The organism is Algoriphagus chordae, from assembly GCF_003254055.1.
Lineage (GTDB): Bacteria > Bacteroidota > Bacteroidia > Cytophagales > Cyclobacteriaceae > Algoriphagus > Algoriphagus chordae.
This window is the reverse complement of the sequence record NZ_QKZT01000005.1, coordinates 95,188-118,470: the sequence shown is the minus strand read 5'-3', so window position 1 is coordinate 118,470 and position 23,283 is coordinate 95,188. Positions and strand designations below refer to the sequence as shown.

The window sequence follows — 23,283 nt, the reverse complement described above, 5'->3', positions numbered from 1 at the left end:
TAGTATTAATCATTTACTGCTTTTTAAAATCGACTGGATTAGCCTAATTTTAATTTTCAAGAACATACCATCCATGCCCGCCAATATTTTCCGCCTAATTACTTTTTTAGGCTTTATTCTATTTTATTTTTCTACTGTCAATGCCCAATCTCAAAATGAATACAAAAGAGTCTATTTAAGTGGTGAAGATGCTGGTTCTCAAGTTTACTGGGACTTCATGGTTTCTGATGGGAGAAAAAAGGAGCAGTGGACAAAAATCCTAGTTCCCTCCAACTGGGAACTACAAGGCTTTGGGAGTTTTAATTATGGTTTAGATTACAAAAAATCCGACCGAAAAGTATCGGATGAAATAGGCTATTACAAGCATGAATTTGAAGTTCCACGTGCTTGGAAAAAACAGGTTATCAACCTGGTTTTTGATGGGGCGATGACAGATACTGAGGTAAAGATAAATGGGGAAATTGTTGGTCCAATCCATCAGGGTGGGTTTTATAGGTTTTCTTACGATATCTCAAACTACCTTGAATATGGTTCCACAAATTTGCTTGAATTAAAAGTCTCTAAACATTCTGCAAATGAGTCAATTAACAAAGCCGAACGTGAAGCTGACTTTTGGATATTTGGTGGGATTTTTAGACCTGTTTTTTTGGAAGTATTACCTGAGAATCACTTTACAAGAATAGCTGTAAATGCAAAAGGCGACGGGGATTTCGAAGCCCTAGTAACACTAAATGAAACTCCACGATCGGCAGAGATTCATGTTCAATTATTTGATCAAATAACGGCTGAAGTCCTTGGCGACTTCTCTCAGCAGGTGGAATCTGATTCTGTCTGGCTCTCTCATCTTTTCCCCAAAATAAAATCATGGAATCCCGAGAAACCTATTTTATATAATGCTCGCTTTTCTCTTCTTCAAAACAACAAAATCTTATACCAAAAGACAGAGAAAATTGGCTTCCGAACCGTAGAGCTTCGTGCCAAAGACGGGATATATATCAACGATGTCAAGGTCATTCTCAAGGGTGTGAATCGACATTCTTTCTATCCAACTACAGGTAGAGCCCTAACTGAGGCCAATCATCTGGAGGATATCATGCTGATGAAAGAGATGAATATGAATGCGGTTCGCATGTCACATTACAATCCTGATGAGCGATTTTTAGACTTAACTGATTCACTTGGCCTTTTTGTGCTTGATGAAGTCACGGGTTGGCAAGATGCATACGACACTGTGGTGGGGCCAAAACTGATCCGAGAAACTGTCCTCAAAGATGCTAACCACGCTTCAGTAATCGCTTGGGATCATGGAAATGAAGGGGGCTGGGACTTCAAGAATGAGTTTGCTTTTCATCAATTTGATATCCAAAAACGGCCTATTTTCTATCCCTGGCTGAATAGAAACAGTATCGACACAAAGCATTACCCTTCTTATGATTCCCCTGAAGGAAGGTTGGATAAGAGCGGAGATGTTTTTATGCCCACAGAATTACTTCATGGTATGTACGACGGAGGACTTGGTGCTGGCTTGGATGATTTTTGGAAAAAGTATAGTGCAAATCCTCTTTTTGCTGGTGGTTTTTTATGGATGTTTTCAGACGAAGCAGTAAAGCGCGATGATCTGGAGGGCATGTTGGATTCTGATGGAAACAATGCTCCTGATGGATTACTTGGTCCTTATCGGGAGAAGGAAGGGAGCTTTTTTACTATTAAGGAAGTTTGGTCTCCGATTCAAATCGCAGCCTTTGATCCAAGTATTAGCTTTGATGGGAAAATTTCGGTGAGCAATAAGTATCTCTTTTCCGATCTAGGAAGCTGTAAACTAGCATGGTCTGTAGAGAAAATAGATGCTTGGAAGGAAACTAGGAAGCTATATTCTGGAAGTATTGCCTTGCCCACAATCAAGCCTGGTGATTCCACTCAGATTGATTTGAAACTTCCTTCAGCTTGGTCTGAAGGAGATGTGCTGAAAATAACTGCTATTGGAATCAATGGTGAGGAACTTTATACCTGGTCAGAAGCAATTCGAAAGCCTCGGGAAGGAAATGCTAATTATTTTTACGATAGAATATCCTTGGGCAAAAAGCCAATTACTGTAAGGGAATCATCAATAGATATTCATATTTCTGCTGGTGATAAAATCTTTGTTTTCGGTAAGGAATATGGCAATCTCCAACTCGTGAAAGTAGGCAGGAGGATTATTAATTTGAATCAAGCAACACAGCCTGAAGACCAAAGTTATACCGCACAAAAGGTGACTTGGAAGCAATTGAAAGATGGAGCTATTCAAATCCAGTCAAGCTATGATTCCTATCCCAAAACGCTTACATGGACCATTTTTGATACGGGGGAATTAAGAATGATAGCATCTGAGCCAGATTCTGTAGCCATGTTGCAAGGCTTAGGTTTTACTTATCCTGAGGAAAAAGTGAAGACTGCTAAATGGATCGGGAAAGGTCCGTATCGAGTTTGGGGAAACAGACTGAAAGGAGTGGAGTTTGGGCTTTGGCAAAAATCCTATAATAATACGATGACAGGTTATAGTTTTGAAGATCTGGTGTATCCTGAGTTCAAAGGTTTTTTGGCTAATTTCCATGCCTTATTATTGGAAACAGAGCAAGGATCAATTGAAATCAGAAGTGAAACTCCAAACTTATGTCTAGGCTTGTTCAAACCTGAATTTCCAGAAGATGCTGCTGAAGGGACTAAACCGGTTTTACCTCAATCTGATCTGAGTTTTCTGTATCAAATTCCACCAATGGGTACCAAATTCCATAAGGGATCGGAAATAATGGCACCAGCTACCAGCAATGCTATTGCTGAAGAACATGTATCACCAATGGTACTCTGGTTTAGGTTTGATTGATTGGCAAAACAAGTTATTATTGAATTATAAGTCTTTAGATATACGGTTGGAATTAAATATTAACTTAGCTTAAATCTCTATGTTTTTAATAAGGATGAAAAAGAAGTTTTTTACACTGATATTTTTTTGTTTACCGATGTTGGTTTTTTCACAGAATGAAGAAAAACCATCTTTGGAGATTTATGGTCATATGATGACCGACATTGGCTACAATTTTGGCCAGTTAGATCCTCAATGGTTTGATGTAATGCGACCATCAAAATTGCCATCTTATCCTAACGAATTTGGAGGCGATGGAAGTGTGTATTTTTCCATTCGACAAACCAAACTTGGCGTAAGAGTTAAAAGTCCCACCAAATATGGCGAGCTATTGACCTTTATTGAATTTGATCTTTTTGGTGTGGGTAAAATGGCGGGCGAGACAGCCTTTCACTTGAGGTATGCCTACATGCAATTGGGGAAATTTGGAATAGGACAGGTGGAATCTCCTTTTCAGGATGCTGATGTGTTTCCAAATACCGTGGAATATTGGGGGCCTTCTGGCGTGGTAGCATTTAGGAATGTGCAAGTTAGATACATGCCATTGCAGGGTAGAAACAGGCTTACCTTTGCTATTGAGCGTCCGGGAGCTAGTGCAGATGAGGGTATTTATGCAGATCGACAGGAATTGGAAGGGGTAAATTTTAGATTTCCTATGCCAGATATCTCAGGAGAATTCAGAATGAGCAGGGATTGGGGCTATGTGGAAGTTGCAGGGATATTCAGGAGAATAGTATGGGATGATTATCAAGATGATAATGTGGATCTCAGTGGAAATACCTGGGGTTGGGGGATAAATCTAAGTTCCAATCTTAAGGTAGGAGAGACTGGCGTAATCAAAGGACAAGTAGTAGGGGGAAAAGCCTACCAGAGTTATTTAGATGATGCTTCTGCGGAAATAGGCGTAGTAAATAATCCGGATGGTCCAAGTTCACAACCTGTCAAAGGAGTAGCCATGCCTCAGATAGGATTAGTGTTGTACTATGATCATAGCTGGAATGAGATGTTTTCTAGTACTATAGGAGGCTCGGTCAGTAGTGCTTTCTTGTCAGATCAAATAGAGCCATCCGCTTACCAACAAGGAAATTACATATCAGGAAATTTGATGTATTACCCTTTTCCGAATGTGGCAGCCGCCGCCGAGATTATTTATATCAAACGTAATAATTTTTCAGATGGCTTTAATAGTCATGCGACTAAGATTCAGTTTTCGTTCAGATATACCTTCTCGCATACATTTTATAAAAACTAGATTTCTTTCTTTAAGTCTTCTTCCAGATCATCCTCTTCTCCTTCGGGAAGTGGATCCTCCGGTGCCGGTACAAAGTCACCTTTCAATACTACCTCTTTTTTTTTTACCCTGGAATAATGTTTTCTAGGAATGATTCCATACCCATATCTGATAGAGAATACTTTGGTGAATTCGGCTCCATAGAAGAAAATCAAACAAGAATAGGAGACCCAAAGCAAGACAAGAATAATGGATCCAGCGGCCCCATAAGTAGATCCTGGCTCCGCAGCTCCAAAATATATACCCAATAAATATTTTGAAATTGAGAAAAGGAATGAGGTCAGAAAAGCTCCTACCCAAACGGATTTCCATTGGATTTTTGCATCGGGGAGGTATTTAAATATAAGTGCAAACAAAGCCGCAATCACTCCAAAGGAAATCAAAAAATCGAGTAGGAAAGCGAATACAACGACAAATTCTGGCAGTATGCTATTGATGAAATCACTGAAAAAGGAAAGAAGTGCCGTGAGTAAGAAACTGATAAACAAAAGGAACCCAAGTACAAGTACGAATCCAAAGCTAACTGCACGATCTAATAGCATACGGTACCACTTTACATCAGCATCTTGCTTTAGCCCCCATATTGAGTTTATGCTGATTTTCAAATGGAAAAAAACACCCGAAGCACCAAAAATCAATATCCCAATTCCTATAATAGAAGCAATTGTAGATTTCCCGCTAGTTTGTGTTTCTTCTACCATACTCGTGAGGAACTCGGCTGTTTCTGGCCCCATCGCTGAAGAAAGCTCATTTTCTAATCTTCCAGTTACTAATTCGACTCCCCAAATAGAGCCTACCGTATTGATCACAATAACCAATAAGGCTGGAAGAGAAAGAACAGCGTAGTATGCAATTACAGCGCTGAGTCTCCATGGATCCGCATTATTCCATTGCTTGAAACTCTCCACCATCAAACTGGGGATGTGAGTGATTTTGAATCGTGTAGGGGTAAGGTTTCCCATGTTTTCTTCAGTTTCCATTAGCTCTCACTGGTTTGGGTGGAGCCATTTTGTGGCGAAATAGAAAGTCCGGATAGTTCTTTATTAAGCTGTGTACCACCCTTTATTCCAAAGTCCAAAGTACGTATTGGGAATGGAATCATAATATCATTTTTATCAAAAGCTTTCTTCAATGCAATTATGGCTTCGTTTCTCAGAGGTATAAAATCCTTGGTGTGTTCATCAAATTTGCACCAGATATTTAAGGAGAAATTGATAGAGCTATCACCGAAACCTGTCCAGAATAGGGTAGGTTCCTCAGACTGTAATCTGCTTTTGAGATTTTTCGCTGACTCAATTGCAATCTGCTCTACCTGCTCCAGGTCCTCTCCATAGCTCACGCCACATTCTATCTGTACCCTTCGCTGTGCAAATTCTGTGAAATTGGTAAAGCATTCCTGAAACAAATATCGATTGGGCACATAGACGATAGGTCCGTTATAGGTTTTTATTTTTGTGACACGTAGGTTGATATCGATCACGGACCCTTCATGTCCATCATGTGTCTGAATGATATCTCCGATCTTGTAGGGCTGGTTGAATGTAATGTACACGCCCGAAATAAAGTTGGCAGCGGTATCCTGAAATGCAAATCCCAAAGCCAAACCAATAATCCCCAAACCTGCCAAAATGGATGAAACTGTCTTAGTAAGATCCATCGCCGATAGCGCCAGCATAATTCCCAATACCAGAATCCCTAGAAAAATCAGTTGACTCAGGAATCTGCTGATGGTTTCATTGGTGCCAAGTTTATGAATGTATGTAGCAGATAGTCGTTTGATTGTCTTTGCTATGAAAATCGTACAAATTATAAGGATAATGGCTAGAACAAAATTGGGTAGATTCTCAATTATGATGTCTAGCCATCCGCTTAGTTTGTTTGTAATTTTATCAAATATCTTTTGGGTGTCATACCCTAACACTTCTGCTGTACTCATATATTAATAGTTCTTTTTTGAAGAATCTTGTCAAAAAAACATGCCAAGATCAGCTTATAGTGAGTTAACTAAGCTTTGTGCAGAGGATTTGCATCAAATGAACTTCCTCAGGTTTGTATCCTTCACTGGAAAAATCTTTAGGGAGACAGTCTTTCAGTTTCTGCGGATTCAAGCAGTGAGACAAAATCTCTGGATGTAAATAGGAGCTTTTGCAGACCGCTACGGTATGACCCATTTCTTCCGCAACTAATCCGATCAGAGTGGTCTCAGGCTTTTTTCTACTTTCCTCACAAAGCTTTCCTACTTCTTCTGTGCGCTTGATACAAACACAATTTGCCCCCCAAGTTCTAAAGTATTTTGCGGTGTAGTAATCTTCCGCAGGAGCCTCCTGACTGATGTATTCATTGAGTGCAGAGGAATCTACTGTATGCCATTTGTTGTCTTCCTGATATCTGAATAGCTCATGGCCAGGAAGCTGAGAGCAATCTTTTAGCATTCGGATCAGCCTTTTATTGGTGAGGGATACAGAGCGCTCTTTTCCACTTTTCGCTGTGTAGTTGATCAGAAGTTTTTTTCCATCTTCTTTGAGATGCTTTCTTCTGAGTGTAGTCAAGCCATGGGTTTTGTTGGTTTCAGTATATTGTTTGTTTCCAACTCTCAGGTACAATTCATCTAACAGGGCAGTAGCCAAAGCCAGAACTTTATTCTTGTTCCATGTTCTTTGCCTTAAGTCCTTTTGATAGCGCTCTCGCAGTTTGGGCAAATAAAACCCAAATTTGAGCAGGTCCTCATACTTTATTTTTTGAGCGTATTCACTCCATTTTGAATGATATAGATATTGCTTTCTGCCCTTTTCATCTATTCCGGTAGCCTGTAGGTAGCTGTTCTTTTTTGGGCTGATCCATACATTTTTCCAAGCAGGCGGAATGACCAAATCTTGAATTCGTTCCAAATGAGATTCATTTGAAAGCTTTTCATTGTCTTTATCTAAAAAGACGAAGCCACGACCTCTTTTCTTTCTAAGTATTCCAGGTTGTGAGTCTCTGATGTACACGAGACCTTGTGGGAGATCGGCTGCGGTGACCATATGCTTGTGATGTTAGGATATTTTCTAAAATCATTACAAGACTCATGCACAAGCAGATTAGACGTTGGTGGGTTTACCGTGGGAGAAGATTTCGTTCGTGCCCACGCCAAGTCTCTTGATGAGTTGGACAGCTTGCTTCTGTGTGAGGTGAGAGGAGCGAATTTGTTCCTTTTCAAAGAGCACCACATTTCCTTCCCATACACTTGGAGCGGATGGGACAAAGACGACAATATTTCCATTATCTAAAGTGTCTACATGAAATGCGATCATCCAGCCATCAATAGGCACAAGGACTACAGGATACTCTTTGTCACTATCTAGCCCCACGTTGGTCTGCATGGTGGTTTTCATCAGTTGGTATCCTGGGAAAAGAATCAAAATATGATTTTCGATCCAATCGACCAGCCATTTACCAGCACCAAGTTTTGCAACTGTGCCTGCTATAAAGCAAAAAAGGATAATGATGATGATAGCAATGATATAGGGGAAATCCAATGAGGAATCCTCAAGACCTAAAGCAGCACTGACCTTTGTAGCTATAGGATTTAAAATATGGATGATCTTTTCAAAAAAGATGAGAATCAACACGATTGGAAATAGAAAAAATATTCCGCCTTTTATAGTGTTGGAAATAATACTGAGAATTGATTTCATAGCTTAAAATTTTTAAGAAATTAGGCCTTTTTCAGCAAAAATGAAAACGCAATAGCCGACTAAAATTCGAAGTCGGCTATAGGCTAATGATTTATAAGTTTCCTCGCAGTCCTTGTTCTCTTTCTATAGCTTCGAAAAGTGCTTTAAAATTCCCCTTTCCGAAAGATTTGGCTCCTTTTCGCTGGATGATTTCAAAGAAAAGTGTCGGTCTATCTTGCACAGGTTTGGTGAAAATCTGTAACAAATAACCTTCGTCATCCCGATCCACTAGGATATTGAGATCTTTCAATGGCTGCAAATCCTCATCTATTTTTCCCACACGATCCAGCAAATCATCGTAGTAGGAGGTAGGAACTACCAGGAATTCCACTCCTCTTTTTCTCAGTTCAGTTACTGTCTCAATGATATCATCCGTAGCTATCGCCATATGTTGTACTCCTGGGCCACGGTAGAAGTCTAGGTATTCTTCGATCTGCGATTTCTTTTTGCCTTCGGCTGGTTCATTGATCGGGAATTTGACATAACCATTTCCATTGGAAACTACCTTGGACATCAAAGCTGAATATTCTGTAGAAATGTCTTCGTCGTCAAATGTGATGAGCAATTGGAATCCCATGACCGTTTCATAGAATTCTACCCAGCGATTCATCTCTCCTAATTCTACATTTCCCACACAGTGATCTATATACTTCAGCCCAATGGGCTGCGCTGTGTAGGTACTTGATCTAGGTTGATAGCCTGGGAGAAAAATGCCTTTGTAGTCTTTTCGTTCTACGAAGGTGTGAATGGTTTCGCCGTAAGTCTTGATCGAAGCTACTTTGACCTCCCCAAATTCATCGGATAGAACTTTCGGCTCTAGGGCGGATTCAGCTCCTCTATTGGTAGTTTCTATCCAGGATTGCTCGGCATCATCCACCCACAAGGCGAGGACTTTTACACCATCACCGTGTTTTCGAATATGTTCCGCAATTTCTCCTTCAGGATGCAAAGGGGAAGTAAGTACCAATCTGATTTTGTCCTGCTTCAACACATAGGAAGCTCTATCCTTCACGCCAGTCTCAGGACCAGCATAAGCGATAAGTTCATAGCCAAAAGCATATTGATAGTAAAGTGCAGATTGCTTGGCATTGCCAACATACAATTCTACATAATCTGTCCCCTTCAGGGGTAGAAAGTCTGGACTCATGGTTAGTTATTTATTGGGTTTATCTCTTCTTTCAAAGTTATAAAATATCCCAAAGAATATTTGGCCATGACTGGGTTTATTCCTGAGGGTTTTTATTAATGATCAAGGTGATGATTGCCATCAGCAAAAATGCCAGCGCCCAAGAACCTAAGGGGCTGCTTATAGCAAGCCAAAGTAGTAACATATAATAGGCTGGACCCAGTGCAAATCCTATCAAAAACTTCCAGGTGGATGAAAAAACAGGGTCTTTCACACTTGGTTTTTTCCATAACCACAATAAATAAAGCGGGAAATGGAAGATCTTCATCAGCTTATTCTTGAATCCAGATACTTCTTTGACAGGATTAGGAACTTCGCCTGTTTCTAAAAATAGGTTTACATCTGCTCTTGAACTCAGATCTACTTGATGCTCAATCAGATTCTCCAAATGCTGATCATAACCTTCATCTGGAATTTCTACCACGAGGTTTTTTACCGCTACCTGTACCGATTTAGTCAGTAAACCAGATTTTGAGGCTGGCATGTCCACAGGAATTGCCTTACCGATAGTGACTCTAGCGATACTTCCAGATCGCATGTGGGCGCTGTAATCTAGCGCTACAGGTAAGATCACGGGAGTAGTTTCTGGGTATTTCTCTTTGAGGCCAAAAGCTATTCTGGTAAAGCCCTTGCTTAGTGGTCGAAGATTTCTGATGAGAGAATGACTGCCTTCGGCAAAAATGATCACCGTTCCATTTTCACGAAGTACCTCATAAGTCTGGTCAAAAGTCCCCTGATTTTGCTGAATAGTGGAGAATCCATCCCGGACTCTATAAACAGGTAGCATGTGGATGAAATTGAGCAGCTTGGCGACAAAGGATTGTTTGAAAACAGATGCGCGCGTCAAAAAAGATGGCTTTAGACCAGTATGAGTAGCTAATAGCAGAGGATCGATAAGCGCATTTTGGTGGTTAGCTACTAGAAGAATTGGAGTGTTTTTAGGGATATTTTCCTTCCCATCAATTATAATTTTATTGAAATATCCTTTCAGCGAGATCCTAACGATGATGCGAAGGAATTCATTTATTAAGTATTGCATTGATATATTATCGTTTCAAAGTCAGTTTATATAGTCAGACTTTTGATTTCCAAAGACTTGCGATGCACATCCCTGAAATCAGGTGCCAGATGCCCCACCAAGCCGTAATAATAGCCATTCCACCAAGGCCATCAAAATAAGTGAATATCAAAACCAGCCCTAAGCCTGAATTTTGAATTCCCGTCTCAATGGTCATCGTTTTCACATCGGCTAAGGGTAAGCGGAATAGTTTCCCGCAGAGAAATCCAGATCCTAGGGCAACGAAATTATGAGCTAGAACCCAGAGGAAGATTAGGGAAATGTACTTGACAAATAGGTCGAAGTTACCTGCAAAAGCAATCACTACAAATGCCGCAAAAATCAAAATACTGACTGGCTTGAGGACCTTAGATGCTTTTTCCGCAAAACTAGGAGCGTATTTATGTGTGAATATTCCAAGAATCAAAGGAATACCGAGAATCAAGGCTACGGTAGTAAATGCATCAGAATAGTCCAGGCTAATGTCTCGAAGTAAGTTTGAGGTTGGTGCATATAATCCTGCCCAGAGCGCAAAGTTCAATGGCGTACTGATGATGGATATAATACTGGAAAATCCAGTTAGACTTACCGAAAGGGCGGTGTTTCCTTTTGCCAAGCTGCTTAGGAAATTGGATACATTTCCGCCAGGACAAGCCGCTACTAGGAACATTCCTAGTGCCACAGATGGAGGGGGCTTCATGATCAATACTAAGCACCAGGTAAGAAAAGGTAAGAGTAGAAATTGTGAAAATACCCCTAGGAAGAAGCCTTTTGGGTTTTTTGCTAGGTATTTGAAATCCTCAAATCTTAGGTCCAGTGCTACGCCATACATGATCAAGGCCAAGGCAAGATTGAGAAGCAGTAAATCGCTGGAAGAAAAATTGAGTTGGATGGAATCCAGTTCAGTGCTTGGCGTCATTTAATTGGAAATAGATAAAAAGATAAGGCCCGCAAGCATGGCTGTACCAAAGCTTAGCAAGGTTCCGATGAGAATGTATTCTGTGAGTTTTCGCTCTTTTGACTTTCGTAGATCACCAAATCTAAATACTGATTTGGCAGCTAGCAAAAATCCTACAGCCTCCCAATGTCCTGTGGCGATAAATGAAAAGACAAATAGTCGCTCTAGAATCCCTATGTATTTACCGGCATTTTGTAGAGATTGTCCTGGCTGAGAAGGAATTGATTTTGCCCAGTTTGTGAGCAAATTGGATAAGATAATAGAGGTCGGTTGGCTGAGGAAAAACAGCAAGGTGATCAATGCTAAATTCTTTGGCTGCTGAAAGAAACTATGAATGCCTAGCTCAGGATCTGTGAAGATCAGCCATATCACAAGTATGCTGAGTAGATGCATAGCTTGATCTGCGATAAACCAACGAGTTTTTGTTTTCTTCTTTTGGCCATAGAGTTTTGTCAGATCAATGATCAGATGAGCGGCCATAATACAGATTGTGATTGGCCATTGACTCAGGTCCCAAAGTAGTAGCATGACCAATAAGCCATGGATAATTACATGGATGTATAGTTTGGGCGATTTGGCTTTGAGTTTTTCCTTTTCTTTCACCCATGAGCTGGGCTGGAGTAGGAAATCTCCGATGAGATGGGCGAGAATTAGTTTGATTAATATGAGCATCAGAGCAACTGGCTAAGTTTCTTTCTGAATAATTTCTCCATAGCTAGGATGTCCTCTCCGTTTGCGGCCTTGTATCGCTTACTTACTGAATTTTGGTTGATGTGAAGCAATTTTCCGATCTCTGCTTGAGTACGATCTGGATTCGAGAGCATTTCAGACATCAATTCACCCGATGATATAGACCAGCTATCCATTTGAATTCCTGCCAATTTCAGGTAGAGATTCATCTCATTATTCCATTCTGCCCAAGGGGAGTTGATCGCTAGGGTGATCATCTCACTTTTCAGTTGTTCAAATTTTTCACCTGATCGCACAAAAGCCTCTCCGTTGCTCTCGGATATTCTGTCGGCATTATAAGTTTTGTTACCGATTCCTATTGCCATGCGCACATCTACTGGTGAGCTTCTTTTGGTCTCGTCAGGATAGGGAAGGCTCTTAATAAGGGCTTTGATCTGTAAGGCTGCTAGTAAGCTTTCCTGCGGATCAGAGATTTCCAGTTGAAAACTATCTCCACGAAAGATCTCCCATTGCTTAGGTGTTTGTCCCCAGTTGCGCAGCAACTTCTTAAATGGATTGATCCAGAGATTCTGGTCCTTTAGCTCTCGCGAATTGATGATGTCTCCTGTGAGTAATGCAATCATAGCCACAATATCACCGTAAATGGTGATAAATCAAAATATCACCGTAAATGGTGATAAAATAGAATATCACCGTAAATGGTGATATGGGATAATCATTATAAAGAATACATTAAATCCACCTCTGAAAACCTGTAAGAGAAGGGGGGGCTGAACTGGTTGTTCAGCTTCTGCCCATCATTTCATATGAGAAAAGCAATCGTTTGCGCAAGTTATTTCGGTGTACAAATAATTAGTATTGATAAGTAGGAAGAGAATGTTTAGATTAAAAATCCATATCAGAAATACTGTCTCTGAGCAGAAAAAGAGAATAATTACTAACAATAAAAAGCATTAACAACAAACCCTAAACCTTATAGTAAAATGGAAAAAAGAAGAGAGTTCATTAAGAAAAGTCTCTTAGGTACCGCAGGAATAGCAATGGCAGGCATGAGTATGAGTGCCAAATCTTATGCCTCAATCATTGGCGCCAATGAGCGAATCAATATTGCTGTGGTCGGGATTCGTGGACAAGGTAGTAATCACATCAATCAATGGTGTGCCTTGAAAGAAAATCGAAATGTAAGATTAAAGACCTTGTGTGATGCCGATGAACAGTATTTCGAACCAAAGTCAAAAGTTGTTATAGAGAAAACAGGCATCACTCCAGTGACAGAGTGGGATATACGCAAGGTGCTGGAAGATAAGGAATTGGATGCATTGTCTATGGCTATACCGAATCACTGGCATGCGCTGGCCACGATCTGGGCTTGCCAAGCTGGAAAGCATGTATATATAGAGAAGCCTGCCAGTCACAATGTCTGGGAAGGAAGAAAAATGGTGGAAGCTGCCCGCAAATACGATAGGCGAGTTCAGGTAGGATTCCAAAACAGATCAATAGCCAATGTGATGGAGGCAATGGAATTTCTTCATGGTGGAGGAATTGGCGATGTCTATATGGCTCGTGGTACCTGTTTCAAACCACGTGATTCTTTTGGCAAGGTGCCTGATAGTACGCCACCTGCTTCATTGCATTACGATTACTGGAGAGGTCCTGCACAGATGATTCCATATAATGAGAAGAAGGTGCATTACAACTGGCACTGGCACTGGGCAACAGGAAATGGCGATACGGGAAACCAAGGGCCACATCAGTTTGACGTAGCACGCTGGGGAATGAACAAGAATGAGCATCCAGTTTCAGTATATTCTGCTGGAGGAATCTATGGCATCGATCCAAATGAATGCTCTCAGGAAACACCAAATACGCAAAGCTCCACATTCAAGTATGCAGATGGAACCATGCTGGAATTTGAAACTCGAGGAAGATATACCAATGGGGAATCTAGCTTAGACATCCATATCGGGAATGTATTTTATGGTACTAAAGGCTATTTGGAATTAGATGGTGGAACTTGGAAAGCATTCCGTGAGAAGGAAAAAGAGCCTTTTGCTCAATCCAAAAAAGAATCCGCACCTGCACCAAGTAGCCAAGTCTTAGCTGCGCCAGGCGGTGCTGAGCATTATGCCAATTTCCTAGATGGAATCAGAGCTGGAAATAACGAAGCGCTACACTGCGATATAGAGGAAGGCTTTAAGTCTTCAGTATTACCACTGATCGCCAACGTATCTTATCTAACTGGACGTGAACTGCGATTTGATGGAGATACTGAAACGTTTGTCAAGGACAAGGAAGCTGACAAATTGCTGACAAGAGACTATCGTGATCCATACACTGTTCCAAACAAGGTCTGATATGAAGAATAATTCCAGAAGAGAATTTATGCAAAAAAGCGTAGCAGCCAGTTTAAGTCTGGCGGCTATGCAGTTCCCTTTAGATACCTTTGCAATGGCAAAATCAGGGATGAAATTTGGTCTGGTGACTTATCAATGGGGCAAAGATTGGGATCTGCCCACACTTATTGCCAATTGTGAAAAGGCCGGTGTACTCGGTGTAGAGCTTCGAACAGAGCATGCTCATGGCGTAGAAACGAGCCTGAATGCTGCAGAACGTGCCGAAGTGAAAAAACGCTTTGAAGATAGCAAGGTGACTTGCTTGGGGTATGGAAGTAATTTTGAGTATCACAGTCCAGATCCGGCGGTGCTTCGCAAAAATATAGACGGGACCAAAGAATATATTAAGCTTTGTAAAGATATAGGAGCGACAGGAATTAAGGTGAAACCTAACAATCTGCCAGAAGGAGTTCCCAAAGAAAAGACAATCGCACAGATCGCAGCTTCATTTAATGAAGTTGGTAAGTTCGCGGCTGAATATGGTCAATTGGTAAGGGTGGAAGTACATGGACATTTGACTCAGGAGCTTCCAACTATGAAGGCCATCTTCGATCAGGTTACGGAACCAGCCGTGAAGATATGCTGGAATTGCAATGCTGAAGATCTCTTGCCTCCAGGCTTGGAAGCCAATTTCAATTCTGTGAAGCAATGGTTTGGTGACACCGTGCATGTGCGAGAATTCAACGAAGGAGATTATCCATATCCAGAACTTTTCAAACTGTTTAATGGAATCAAATACGACGGTTGGATTCTGATGGAAGCACGTACCGAACCTACAGATCGAGTGGCTGCTTTGAAAGAGCAATTGGCTTTATTCAATCAATTGAAGAAAGGTAAAGGATAAGAAGCTCATATCTCATTAGCTAAATTTTATAAATCATTTAATACTAAATCCAGAATTATAAGATGAATTTTAATAGACAAAAATTCTTTAACTACTCCACCCTAATAGCCTTGTCAGCAATGACTTTTGCCTGTGGAGGTACAGATGTGAAAAGTGAAACCGAACAAGAAACTGAAGAAGTGAAAGACAGAATTGAATTGGTTAGAAACGATGCTGCTAAGAAGGTAGATGTCATTATCGACGGGGAATTTTTCACTTCCTACATTTATCCAGACAGTTTAGAAAAGCCAGTGCTTTATCCAATCAATACAGCACATGGAAATGCAATCACCAGAGGTTGGCCAGTTGCGCCTAGACCCGGAGAGCGTGTAGATCATCCCCATCATCTAGGACTTTGGTTCAACTATGGAGACGTGAATGGCCTCGATTTTTGGAATAATTCCTCTGCCATCAAGGACAAAACGAAGTATGGACATATCGTTCATAAATCTATCAAGTCTGTGAAAAGTGGAAATGAGGAAGGCGTATTGGAAGTAAGTCTCGATTGGATGAATAACCAAGGAGAAGTACTCTTGACAGAAAACACAACCTTCATTTTCCGTGGTCAGGATGATCAGCGGACTATAGATCGAATCGCAACTTTGACTGCCCCAAATGGTGAAGTGAAAATGACGGATAATAAAGAAGGAATGCTTGGCCTTCGTACTGCGAGACAATTGGAGCATCCATCTACCAAACCTGAGGTATTCACTGATGCTTCTGGAAAAGCTACTGATGTGCCTACGATGAATAATGAAGGCGTCACAGGCTTGTATCTAAGTAGTGAAGGAGTGGAAGGAGATGATGTTTGGGGTACGAGAGGAGCTTGGGTGAGTCTAACTGGCAAGATAAAAGACGAGAATATCTCTGTGGCCATACTTGATTTTCCTTCTAACCCAGGTTACCCAACTTATTGGCATGCAAGGGGATATGGCTTGTTTGCTGCTAATCCTTTGGGACAAAAAGCATTGAGCGATGGTAAGGATGAGCTTAACTTCAAATTGGCAAAAGGCGAATCAGCTACTTTCAAGTATAGAATTATCATTTATTCCAACGAAACTGTCTTAGACGGCCAAGTCAATCGAGATTATATTGAATGGGCGAAGTAAAATAATGAAGGGGGCTACTTAGAATCTAGCTCCCTTTTACTTTCAAGGTTGATTTTTTTAAGCTATGTTTGACCTATTAGAATCTCTTTATAAAATATCTGAAAGAACCAGCACTTGCCTTCTCGCAAGTCAATAAGCTATTCCTGCTAGGGAATACTGTGGTTTATTTTTACTCAAATTTTATAAAGAATCAAATGCAAAATATCAATAAAGTCGCCGTAATCGGTGGCACAGGCAAATCAGGAACCTTTCTTGTCAAGGAACTCCTACGTCAAAATTTCAAAATCAAAGTCCTAATTCGAAACCCTGAGAAAGTACCTCCAGTGCATCCCAACTTGGAAGTTATCATGGGAGATGTCTTGGACAAGAATGCAATTCAATCACTGATATCAGACTGTGATGGCTTGATTTCTATGTTAGGAACTGGGATACCTTATAGCGAACCTACAATTTTCAGCAAAGCAACTAGACTCATATTGGAGGCTTTGTCAAAGAGCAGAATATATCGCTACATCGTCATTACAGGATTGAATGTAGATACAGCGACAGACCAAAAAAGAGAAGTAACACAAGCTGCTACCGATTGGATGTATGCCAATTATCCCATTTCTACTCAGGATAGGCAGCTAGAGTACGAACTTCTTTGCGCTAGCAAGTTGGACTGGACCTTGGTAAGATTGCCATTAATAGGCCAGACAGATGAGGCTCCCGAGATTTCTGTTTCGCTAGGGGATTGCCCGGGACAGCATATTTCAGCTACCAGTTTGGCAAAATTCCTTATAGCCAGTTTGCGAGATGAGAAGCATATTAGAGAAGCTCCATTTATTGCGAATATTGATTAAAAAAAAGTAGCAGTCTTTAGCGAGACTGCTACTTCAAAATTCATTAACAAGATATTCTTATTCTTCAGCAACCTTTTCCAAAGAGACAGCATTCATGCAATATCTCAAGCCGCTAGGCGCTGGTCCGTCAGGAAATACATGTCCCAAGTGTGCATCGCATACATTGCAAAGCGCTTCTACTCTGATCATTCCAAAGCTGATATCTTTATGATATGCTACATTCTCCACCTTCACCGGTTGAGTAAATGATGGCCAGCCTGTACCGCTTTCAAATTTTTCATTCGAATCAAAAAGTGGTGTTTTGCAGCATTTACAGGCATAAAGACCAGGCTCAAACAAGCTGCATAGCTCAGAACTATGAGCTCGTTCTGTCCCTTTCTGTCGAGTGACATAGTATTCTTCCCTACTTAAGAGTTCTTTCCATTCTGCATCCGTTTTTTCCACGCGCTTAGGAGGTTCAGGATTTCCACTAGTTGCATATTTGATGATGTCGTTCCAGTTAAGCATATATTTTCCTTCGTTTTAATTACTTATTCAATTGATTGATGTAACGCTTTCTGAGTAACTCAAGTTTAGGAGAAATATATCTTTGGCAGAAAGGGGCATCGGGTTGATTACTATAGTAGTTCAAGAACTCCTCCTCGTTCTTTTTGAAATCCATTAGTGGCAGAATCATCGTGATAGGCTCTTCTTCCAAAACCAATTTTGCTTCCCCAAATGCAATTTCTATTAGAGCTTTTTGTTCTGAGTTTGGATAGTAAATCGCTGATCTATATTTATTTCGAAAACTGTGATCCGATGTACTAGCATGGGTAAGTAAGTGAATTTCTAGTAGGTTTTTTAGACTAATCGACTGAGGGTCAAAAGTCACTATTACAGCTTCCGAATAACTGACATACTCCCCATCAGAGGCTATCCAGCCTTGATCTACTTTACTAACTCCTCCTAAAGCTTGAAAAATGGCCTCTGTACACCAGTGACAACCTCCGCCTAAACCAATCTTTACTTCTGACATATACTCAGGTTATTAAGTCTCCTCGTTTAGTCAAGAACCCTAATCGAGTAGCTTTTGGTTTCAGTTTGCATAGGTTCCAGTTTCAGCAAGCCTTCTTTAGCTTCAAATTCGTTATTGGAGTCTGAGCTATCACCTATACCGATCCATGGCTCAATGCAGACGAATGGAGCACCTGGTTTTGCCCAAATTCCTAGGTAATCGAAGTCATCGAATTTCACTCTCAAAATAGCTCCTTTATCCTTGTGCGTTAAGGTAACTTCTCGGGATTTGAGGTTCTTGAAAATCAAGGCATCCTTATCAAAAATATGTTCCTGTAATTGGATAGAGCAACTATTTTCAAGAAATGCTTGTGTCCGATCACTGATCAATCCATCATCATTAACCAGCCAGATTGCATCAGTCTCAGGTTGAGAAAATTCCAGGGAATACTCCTCATAGCTTTCACCTGGCTGCAGTGGACAATTGAATGCTGGATGTCCACCAACTGAATAATACATACTCTCATCTCCATGATTGCTGATATGATGAGCGATTTCGATTGTCTTTCCCTTTAATCTAAATTCTACTTCAAACTCAAATTTGAATGGGTATTGAAGTAGACTTTCCTCATCCCAACTAAGGGAGAATAGGAGGGAATTGTCTGTGGAGGCTTTGAGAATTGGTTTGGTAGAATGTCTCAAGAAGCCGTGCTTTGGCATCCTGTATTTTTGTTCTTTATAGATCATATATCCATCCTTCAAAGCTCCGATGATGGGAAATAGGATAGGGGACTGGCCGCTCCAGATACTTGGGTTGCCTTGCCATAAATATTCTACTTGGGATGATTTTGATTTGATGGAGCTAAGTTCAATTCCAGTTTGATTGACTGATATACTAAGCTCTTCTGACTCTAATTGGTGGATCATCTGCGAAAATAAGCAAGGATGTCAATTTTACACAATCAGTCAATTATACTTGACTAGACAATGTGAGTTTTTTAAAAAGCTTCTGTAAAATTGAAATAGAGACCCGTCGTGTGTTTACCTACACCGAAATCAAAACGAACATTCATTCTAGGCTGAACCTCTAAACGATATCCTACCCCAAAATTTGGTATCAGGTGGGCTATGTTTTCAAAATCAGGAGCTACAGTGCCTGTTCCTAACCAAAGTGTCATTCCATGTTTGGTCGGATCTCCTTGCCGGTCATAGAATTTGTGTCGGTATTCGGATACGAAGGTCATTCCAAGTTTGTCTCTATACTGTCCCAGTATGTAGCCGCGTAGGTCGCTTGATCCACCAATCATTGTCATCTCTGAATAGGGAACATCCCCCAAAGCATACCTTCCATAAATTCTCATCGCAAGTACTCGTATTTTTTTAGAAAGCATGATATACTTTCTAAGGTCTAAAGAATGGCTCTGAAACTTTTCCTTCCCTCCTAAAAAATCACCATAATTTCCATACTCAAACTTAGCAAAAAAACCACTGAAAGCATTCACAATGACATCTCTACTGTCATAGGCTGCAGAAAAGAATACGCCAGAAGTGCGAATGGTATTGCCGTATTTCAAATAGTTTGGATCTTCAAGCATCATGGGATTTTCGTCTCTGCTTTTCTGATAAGTATAATTAAAGGCCATGCCAAGGAAGACTTTGTCGATTATTTGCACTTGAACTTCTGGATTGACTGTGTAAATCCTCCTTTTGTAGCGAGTAGTACTATCACCAGAAGTTTTTGATTCCGCATTTTGTATTCCAACACCGAAATATTCATCGGTCCCATCATTAGCATTTAGATACATATTAAGTCGTAATCGATCCTCCATCCAGAAGGATTTTAACTTGGTGGATATTCCGACGTTTCCTTTAGTGCTATAAAATAGGTTGATAGGAGCCGTAGATCGTTGGAGAGTTTTGGAAGATGGATTTGTACTGAAGCTATATAATAAGCCACCTCCGATAAGTAGCCCATTTTCAGGACTATATCCAGGTCCTGCTAAGACGCTTAAATAGGGTCTTCCTGCAGCAATTACTGAATCTTTATGAGCTTGTTTTCTGGCTAAGTAAGTCTTGACCCTATCATTTATTGACTGCGAATATCCTCCGGTAAAGCAAAACAAGAGTAAAAAGGTAAAGTAGAATGCTTTCATTTGGGATTAGTCAATTGATGTTTAAAATGTCTAGTATATTCAATACCCTAGGGGGTTAGCCAATGCTATCTTTCTCAATTATGGTAGTTTTTCAAAGTCCACAGTAGGAGACTTTCCGATGGATTTACGCTGATGCATACTGTTTAATTCAATAATGCCATTGAAAAAACCTCCATTTCTCAAATAGAATTGCCCTGATTTCTCTCCTCCTTCATAATCCATTCTATAGCCTCTTTTTGCGATATCATCACCAGTAAACTTGGCTTCGGTCAGTTCCAGCCAGTTGCCCTCAGCATCAGCTGCCCATTGATTTCCATAGTTGGCAGTGCGCTCCAAATAACCAGATTCTGGGACAAAGTTCTCCAAAAAGGAGTGAGGTCTTTTGTACCAGGTATCTGTTTTGGGTCTGAGAAAGCTTGCTATCAGCATCCATTCTCCTTTTTCGGGATCTAAGAAATATGCCGTATAAATGCTGTTGCCTTTTCCATCTGGCTGCACGGAATTCAGAAAGCTATAGGTTTCCCCAGCCTTCCAGCTGTATTTGAGGAAGCTTTGACCACCAGAGCCTTCATTCCCGAATTCTCCAGTATAAACATCCTCGCCTTTTTTCAGAAGGATAATTTTCTCTTCAGCAGGTATTTCATTAGGATTGTCTGTCTTAAAAGGACTCCAAACTGAGAATAAAATCCTGCGCTCGGTTTCAGAATTTACCTGGATCCCGAAATACCCTTCAGCAAAACCATTAGCCATAAAATAGGAGCCAATTGGGTCAGAGCCTACAGGAACCGTCACTTCATTGTAAAACCACTGGAAGTTTTCATCTTCTGGCAGACTATAAGTTAAGTGCACTGAAGGTCCTCTACGACCCCAGTAAAATCGGTTGTCGATATTGTCTTTGACATAATTTAGGGCTAACTGACGTTCAGCCTCAAGTTGAACACTTTTGATTTTGCTGTAGTCAGTTCCAGATTTTTCTACACCTCGTAATTTGATCTCATTGTAGCCTTTCAGCAGAGAAAAATTTCCTATCGGAATAATGCCAGTTTTTCCTGCGAGCAAGTGAATCAGTTCCTCTTGACCATTCAATTCAATGCTGATTTGGCTATTGCTCTTTTGAGCGGTGATTTCCAAGCTTAGTAAAACATCTGCATCAGTGGCCGATTTCACGAATACTGAAAACTCAGTATCCGCATTCTTCCAATTTACAATGCCATCAGAACCGATTTTTTCAGTACTCGATCCTTGAGTTTGAAAAGTATTGCCACCAAGTGGAATTAGCTGTGAATCGAAATTGTGATCCTTACCCATCATACTGGAAAACGTAGCATTGATAATCAGGAAGCTCAAAAGGAGGGTAAGTGTTAGTTTCATCACATGTGTTGTTTGAAAATAAAGATAAGGAGCTAAAAGCAAAAATGTCCAATCTAGTTGATAGCTACAGCATTTCTTTATAATTCTCTTGGTTTAGGTACCTGTTTTGGAATAGCAGCAATTTTATGTGCTCTGAAAAATAAATGAGAAAATCCCACATCCACTACTATACAATCATGGATGGTGGAGAGACAGGCGAATTGTAGGAAATAGGAATCATCCCGATTTGACTTTTCAGATCGGGATTATTTTAGTTTTCCTCGACGGTTTTGCATTTTTCGATTAATGATTATACTCTTCTTTATCAGTAGTAATAATTTAGCCAATTGGCCACAGTAGGCTCTGTATCAAATCTAAACGGTCAGCGAGCTCGGGTACTGAGCCAAGTGAAGTAGGTCGAGGTGACTAAGGGATTTATTTTGACTAGTGTAAAGATTCCGTATAATCATATTTCGATTTTGAAGCTTTTTTCCTGAGTTTTCATTTTTTGAATTATGTGTATCCGCTTTTCTACCAGTAAAGAGAAAAAGCAATCTAGGATATGTTAAAATTTATAATTGAGGCCGCTTCGGTCTACCGACCAGAAAAGCAAAGAATCTAAGGCGACTGGCATTATTGCTGATAATCACATTTGAATTCCACTAATTGAAGTGCCCAAATGGTATTTTGAATTCTTAGCCATGCGATTCTGTTTGATTATTGCAGTGTTATGAATACAAGGAGAAAGAACCCCAGTTTATGAAGCTATTTATTAAGTACATGGTCAGTTTGCGTTGCAAAATGATGGTCAAGGAGGAATTACATAAACTAGGAATTCACCAGATGAGTGTTGACTTGGGGATGGTAGAACTGCTGGAGGATATTAGTTTGGAGAAGCGAGAAATGCTCAAAACTAACTTGATGAAGTCAGGATTGGAATTGCTGGATGATAAGAAAAGTATCCTCATCGAGAAGATCAAAAACCTTATTATCGAAATGGTTCACTATTCTGATGAGCTACCTAAGTTGACCTATTCTGATTACATCGCTGAAAAACTAGGTTATGAATATGCTTATCTATCCAATATTTTCTCTGAAGTGAAAGGTATCACTATCCAACAGTATATTATTATTCACAAAATAGAACGAGTAAAGGAATTGCTGATTTATGATGAACTGAATCTGACGGAGATATCGTATAAACTTCATTATAGTAGTGTGGCACACTTATCTAATCAGTTCAAAAAAATCACAGGTTTGACTCCTACTTTTTTCAAACAGCTTAAGAACAAGCGAATGAGGAATCTCGAAAACTTATAACAGCTAAGGAATCGAATAAACTGTTTATCAGAAGAGCAGCATCCATTGTAACTGTAAATGTGGGATTTATGTAACAATGATTGAAATGGATGTAACAGCTTTGATCTTAAATATTGCGAGTTTTGTAATAGAGCCATATTGCTCAGTCACCCATATTGCAAACCTAACAGTGATGTCAAAGGAGATCCTAGACAAAGACAGGTCAAGGTTTATGAATCCATCAAAATCCTTGAAAAAAAGAAAAGCGGCAAAGTTTCTTAGGAAAATGGAGCGAAAGAAAATTATATAATACGAGTATCCGCTTTCCTGTCAGTTTGGTTTTGAAATGCATTTTAGGACTTGGTAAACTCGAACTTTGAGCCCAGTTCGATCAGCCTTCTTCCGTCAAGCTAAGGCTTGCAAATTGTTCAAGAGCGATGTTACTCATGAATGGGCAATTA

At 40.3% G+C, this 23,283-nt stretch carries 21 protein-coding genes; 7 read left to right on the top strand and 14 right to left on the bottom strand.

Annotated elements, in window-relative coordinates; all coding sequences use genetic code 11:
- Window positions 1-73 precede the first annotated feature (73 nt).
- Complete coding sequence (locus tag LV85_RS07020) at window positions 74-2,863, top strand: glycoside hydrolase family 2 TIM barrel-domain containing protein (protein WP_111317570.1); 2,790 nt, start codon at window positions 74-76, stop codon at window positions 2,861-2,863.
- Window positions 2,864-2,942: 79 nt separating this feature from the next.
- Entirely contained in the window at window positions 2,943-4,154 is a 1,212-nt protein-coding gene (locus LV85_RS07015; RefSeq protein WP_211318389.1) for a DcaP family trimeric outer membrane transporter, read from the top strand.
- On the opposite strand, the gene LV85_RS07010 is transcribed toward LV85_RS07015, so the two are convergent.
- The 9 genes from LV85_RS07010 to LV85_RS06970 form a co-directional block, all read right to left on the bottom strand.
- The gene (locus LV85_RS07010; RefSeq protein ID WP_211318388.1) at window positions 4,151-5,173 is read right to left on the bottom strand and encodes a YihY/virulence factor BrkB family protein; all 1,023 of its coding nucleotides are present in this window, start codon (window positions 5,171-5,173) and stop codon (window positions 4,151-4,153) included. The genes LV85_RS07015 and LV85_RS07010 overlap by 4 nt on opposite strands.
- Window positions 5,173-6,129 (bottom strand): mechanosensitive ion channel family protein, encoded by a 957-nt coding sequence (locus LV85_RS07005; protein WP_111317566.1) that lies wholly within the window; start codon window positions 6,127-6,129, stop codon window positions 5,173-5,175. Before LV85_RS07005 ends, LV85_RS07010 begins: the two co-directional genes overlap by 1 nt.
- A 64-nt stretch (window positions 6,130-6,193) precedes the next feature.
- Window positions 6,194-7,216: a DNA topoisomerase IB gene (locus LV85_RS07000; RefSeq protein WP_111317564.1), complete on the bottom strand. Its 1,023-nt coding sequence runs from the start codon at window positions 7,214-7,216 to the stop codon at window positions 6,194-6,196.
- Between the two features lie 57 nt (window positions 7,217-7,273).
- The gene (locus LV85_RS06995) at window positions 7,274-7,870 is read right to left on the bottom strand and encodes a DUF502 domain-containing protein (protein WP_111317562.1); all 597 of its coding nucleotides are present in this window, start codon (window positions 7,868-7,870) and stop codon (window positions 7,274-7,276) included.
- Between the two features lie 91 nt (window positions 7,871-7,961).
- Entirely contained in the window at window positions 7,962-9,056 is a 1,095-nt protein-coding gene (hppD, locus tag LV85_RS06990; RefSeq protein ID WP_111317560.1) for a 4-hydroxyphenylpyruvate dioxygenase, read from the bottom strand.
- Window positions 9,057-9,132: 76 nt separating this feature from the next.
- Window positions 9,133-10,134 (bottom strand): 1-acyl-sn-glycerol-3-phosphate acyltransferase, encoded by a 1,002-nt coding sequence (locus tag LV85_RS06985; RefSeq protein WP_111317558.1) that lies wholly within the window; start codon window positions 10,132-10,134, stop codon window positions 9,133-9,135.
- A gap of 34 nt (window positions 10,135-10,168) precedes the next feature.
- Complete coding sequence (locus LV85_RS06980; RefSeq protein WP_111317556.1) at window positions 10,169-11,071, bottom strand: bile acid:sodium symporter family protein; 903 nt, start codon at window positions 11,069-11,071, stop codon at window positions 10,169-10,171.
- Window positions 11,072-11,782, bottom strand: coding sequence for a DUF3307 domain-containing protein (locus LV85_RS06975; protein WP_111317554.1), 711 nt, complete (start codon window positions 11,780-11,782; stop codon window positions 11,072-11,074).
- Window positions 11,782-12,423, bottom strand: coding sequence for a hypothetical protein (locus LV85_RS06970; protein ID WP_111317552.1), 642 nt, complete (start codon window positions 12,421-12,423; stop codon window positions 11,782-11,784). The genes LV85_RS06975 and LV85_RS06970 overlap by 1 nt, the downstream gene beginning before the upstream one ends.
- Window positions 12,424-12,783: 360 nt before the next feature.
- Here LV85_RS06970 and LV85_RS06965 point away from each other — a divergent pair, with 360 nt between their 5' ends.
- The 4 genes from LV85_RS06965 to LV85_RS06950 all read left to right on the top strand — a co-directional run bounded on the left by LV85_RS06965 (window position 12,784) and on the right by LV85_RS06950 (window position 17,027).
- Window positions 12,784-14,154, top strand: coding sequence for a Gfo/Idh/MocA family protein (locus LV85_RS06965; protein WP_111317550.1), 1,371 nt, complete (start codon window positions 12,784-12,786; stop codon window positions 14,152-14,154).
- Window position 14,155: 1 nt separating this feature from the next.
- Window positions 14,156-15,037 carry a sugar phosphate isomerase/epimerase family protein gene (locus tag LV85_RS06960; RefSeq protein ID WP_111317548.1) on the top strand — a complete coding sequence of 294 codons (882 nt, stop codon included), beginning with the start codon at window positions 14,156-14,158 and terminating at the stop codon, window positions 15,035-15,037.
- A gap of 62 nt (window positions 15,038-15,099) precedes the next feature.
- Window positions 15,100-16,185: a DUF6807 domain-containing protein gene (locus LV85_RS06955; RefSeq protein ID WP_245942196.1), complete on the top strand. Its 1,086-nt coding sequence runs from the start codon at window positions 15,100-15,102 to the stop codon at window positions 16,183-16,185.
- Between the two features lie 194 nt (window positions 16,186-16,379).
- Window positions 16,380-17,027 (top strand): NAD(P)-dependent oxidoreductase, encoded by a 648-nt coding sequence (locus LV85_RS06950; protein ID WP_111317546.1) that lies wholly within the window; start codon window positions 16,380-16,382, stop codon window positions 17,025-17,027.
- A gap of 57 nt (window positions 17,028-17,084) precedes the next feature.
- Here LV85_RS06950 and msrB read toward each other — a convergent pair whose 3' ends face one another.
- The 5 genes from msrB to LV85_RS06925 all read right to left on the bottom strand — a co-directional run bounded on the left by msrB (window position 17,085) and on the right by LV85_RS06925 (window position 21,544).
- Window positions 17,085-17,534 (bottom strand): peptide-methionine (R)-S-oxide reductase MsrB, encoded by a 450-nt coding sequence (msrB, locus tag LV85_RS06945; protein ID WP_111317544.1) that lies wholly within the window; start codon window positions 17,532-17,534, stop codon window positions 17,085-17,087.
- Between the two features lie 19 nt (window positions 17,535-17,553).
- Window positions 17,554-18,042 (bottom strand): peptide-methionine (S)-S-oxide reductase, encoded by a 489-nt coding sequence (locus LV85_RS06940; RefSeq protein WP_111317542.1) that lies wholly within the window; start codon window positions 18,040-18,042, stop codon window positions 17,554-17,556.
- 26 nt (window positions 18,043-18,068) lie between these two features.
- The gene (locus LV85_RS06935) at window positions 18,069-18,947 is read right to left on the bottom strand and encodes an aldose 1-epimerase family protein (RefSeq protein WP_111317477.1); all 879 of its coding nucleotides are present in this window, start codon (window positions 18,945-18,947) and stop codon (window positions 18,069-18,071) included.
- 71 nt (window positions 18,948-19,018) lie between these two features.
- A complete protein-coding gene (locus LV85_RS06930) occupies window positions 19,019-20,173 on the bottom strand; it encodes a BamA/TamA family outer membrane protein (RefSeq protein ID WP_111317476.1) in 1,155 nt (384 codons plus the stop codon).
- A 78-nt stretch (window positions 20,174-20,251) separates the two neighbouring features.
- Complete coding sequence (locus LV85_RS06925; protein WP_111317475.1) at window positions 20,252-21,544, bottom strand: DUF3472 domain-containing protein; 1,293 nt, start codon at window positions 21,542-21,544, stop codon at window positions 20,252-20,254.
- 738 nt (window positions 21,545-22,282) lie between these two features.
- Between LV85_RS06925 and LV85_RS06920 the strand changes: the two genes are divergently transcribed.
- Window positions 22,283-22,843 (top strand): helix-turn-helix domain-containing protein, encoded by a 561-nt coding sequence (locus LV85_RS06920; protein WP_211318387.1) that lies wholly within the window; start codon window positions 22,283-22,285, stop codon window positions 22,841-22,843.
- The last annotated feature ends 440 nt before the right edge of the window (window positions 22,844-23,283 follow it).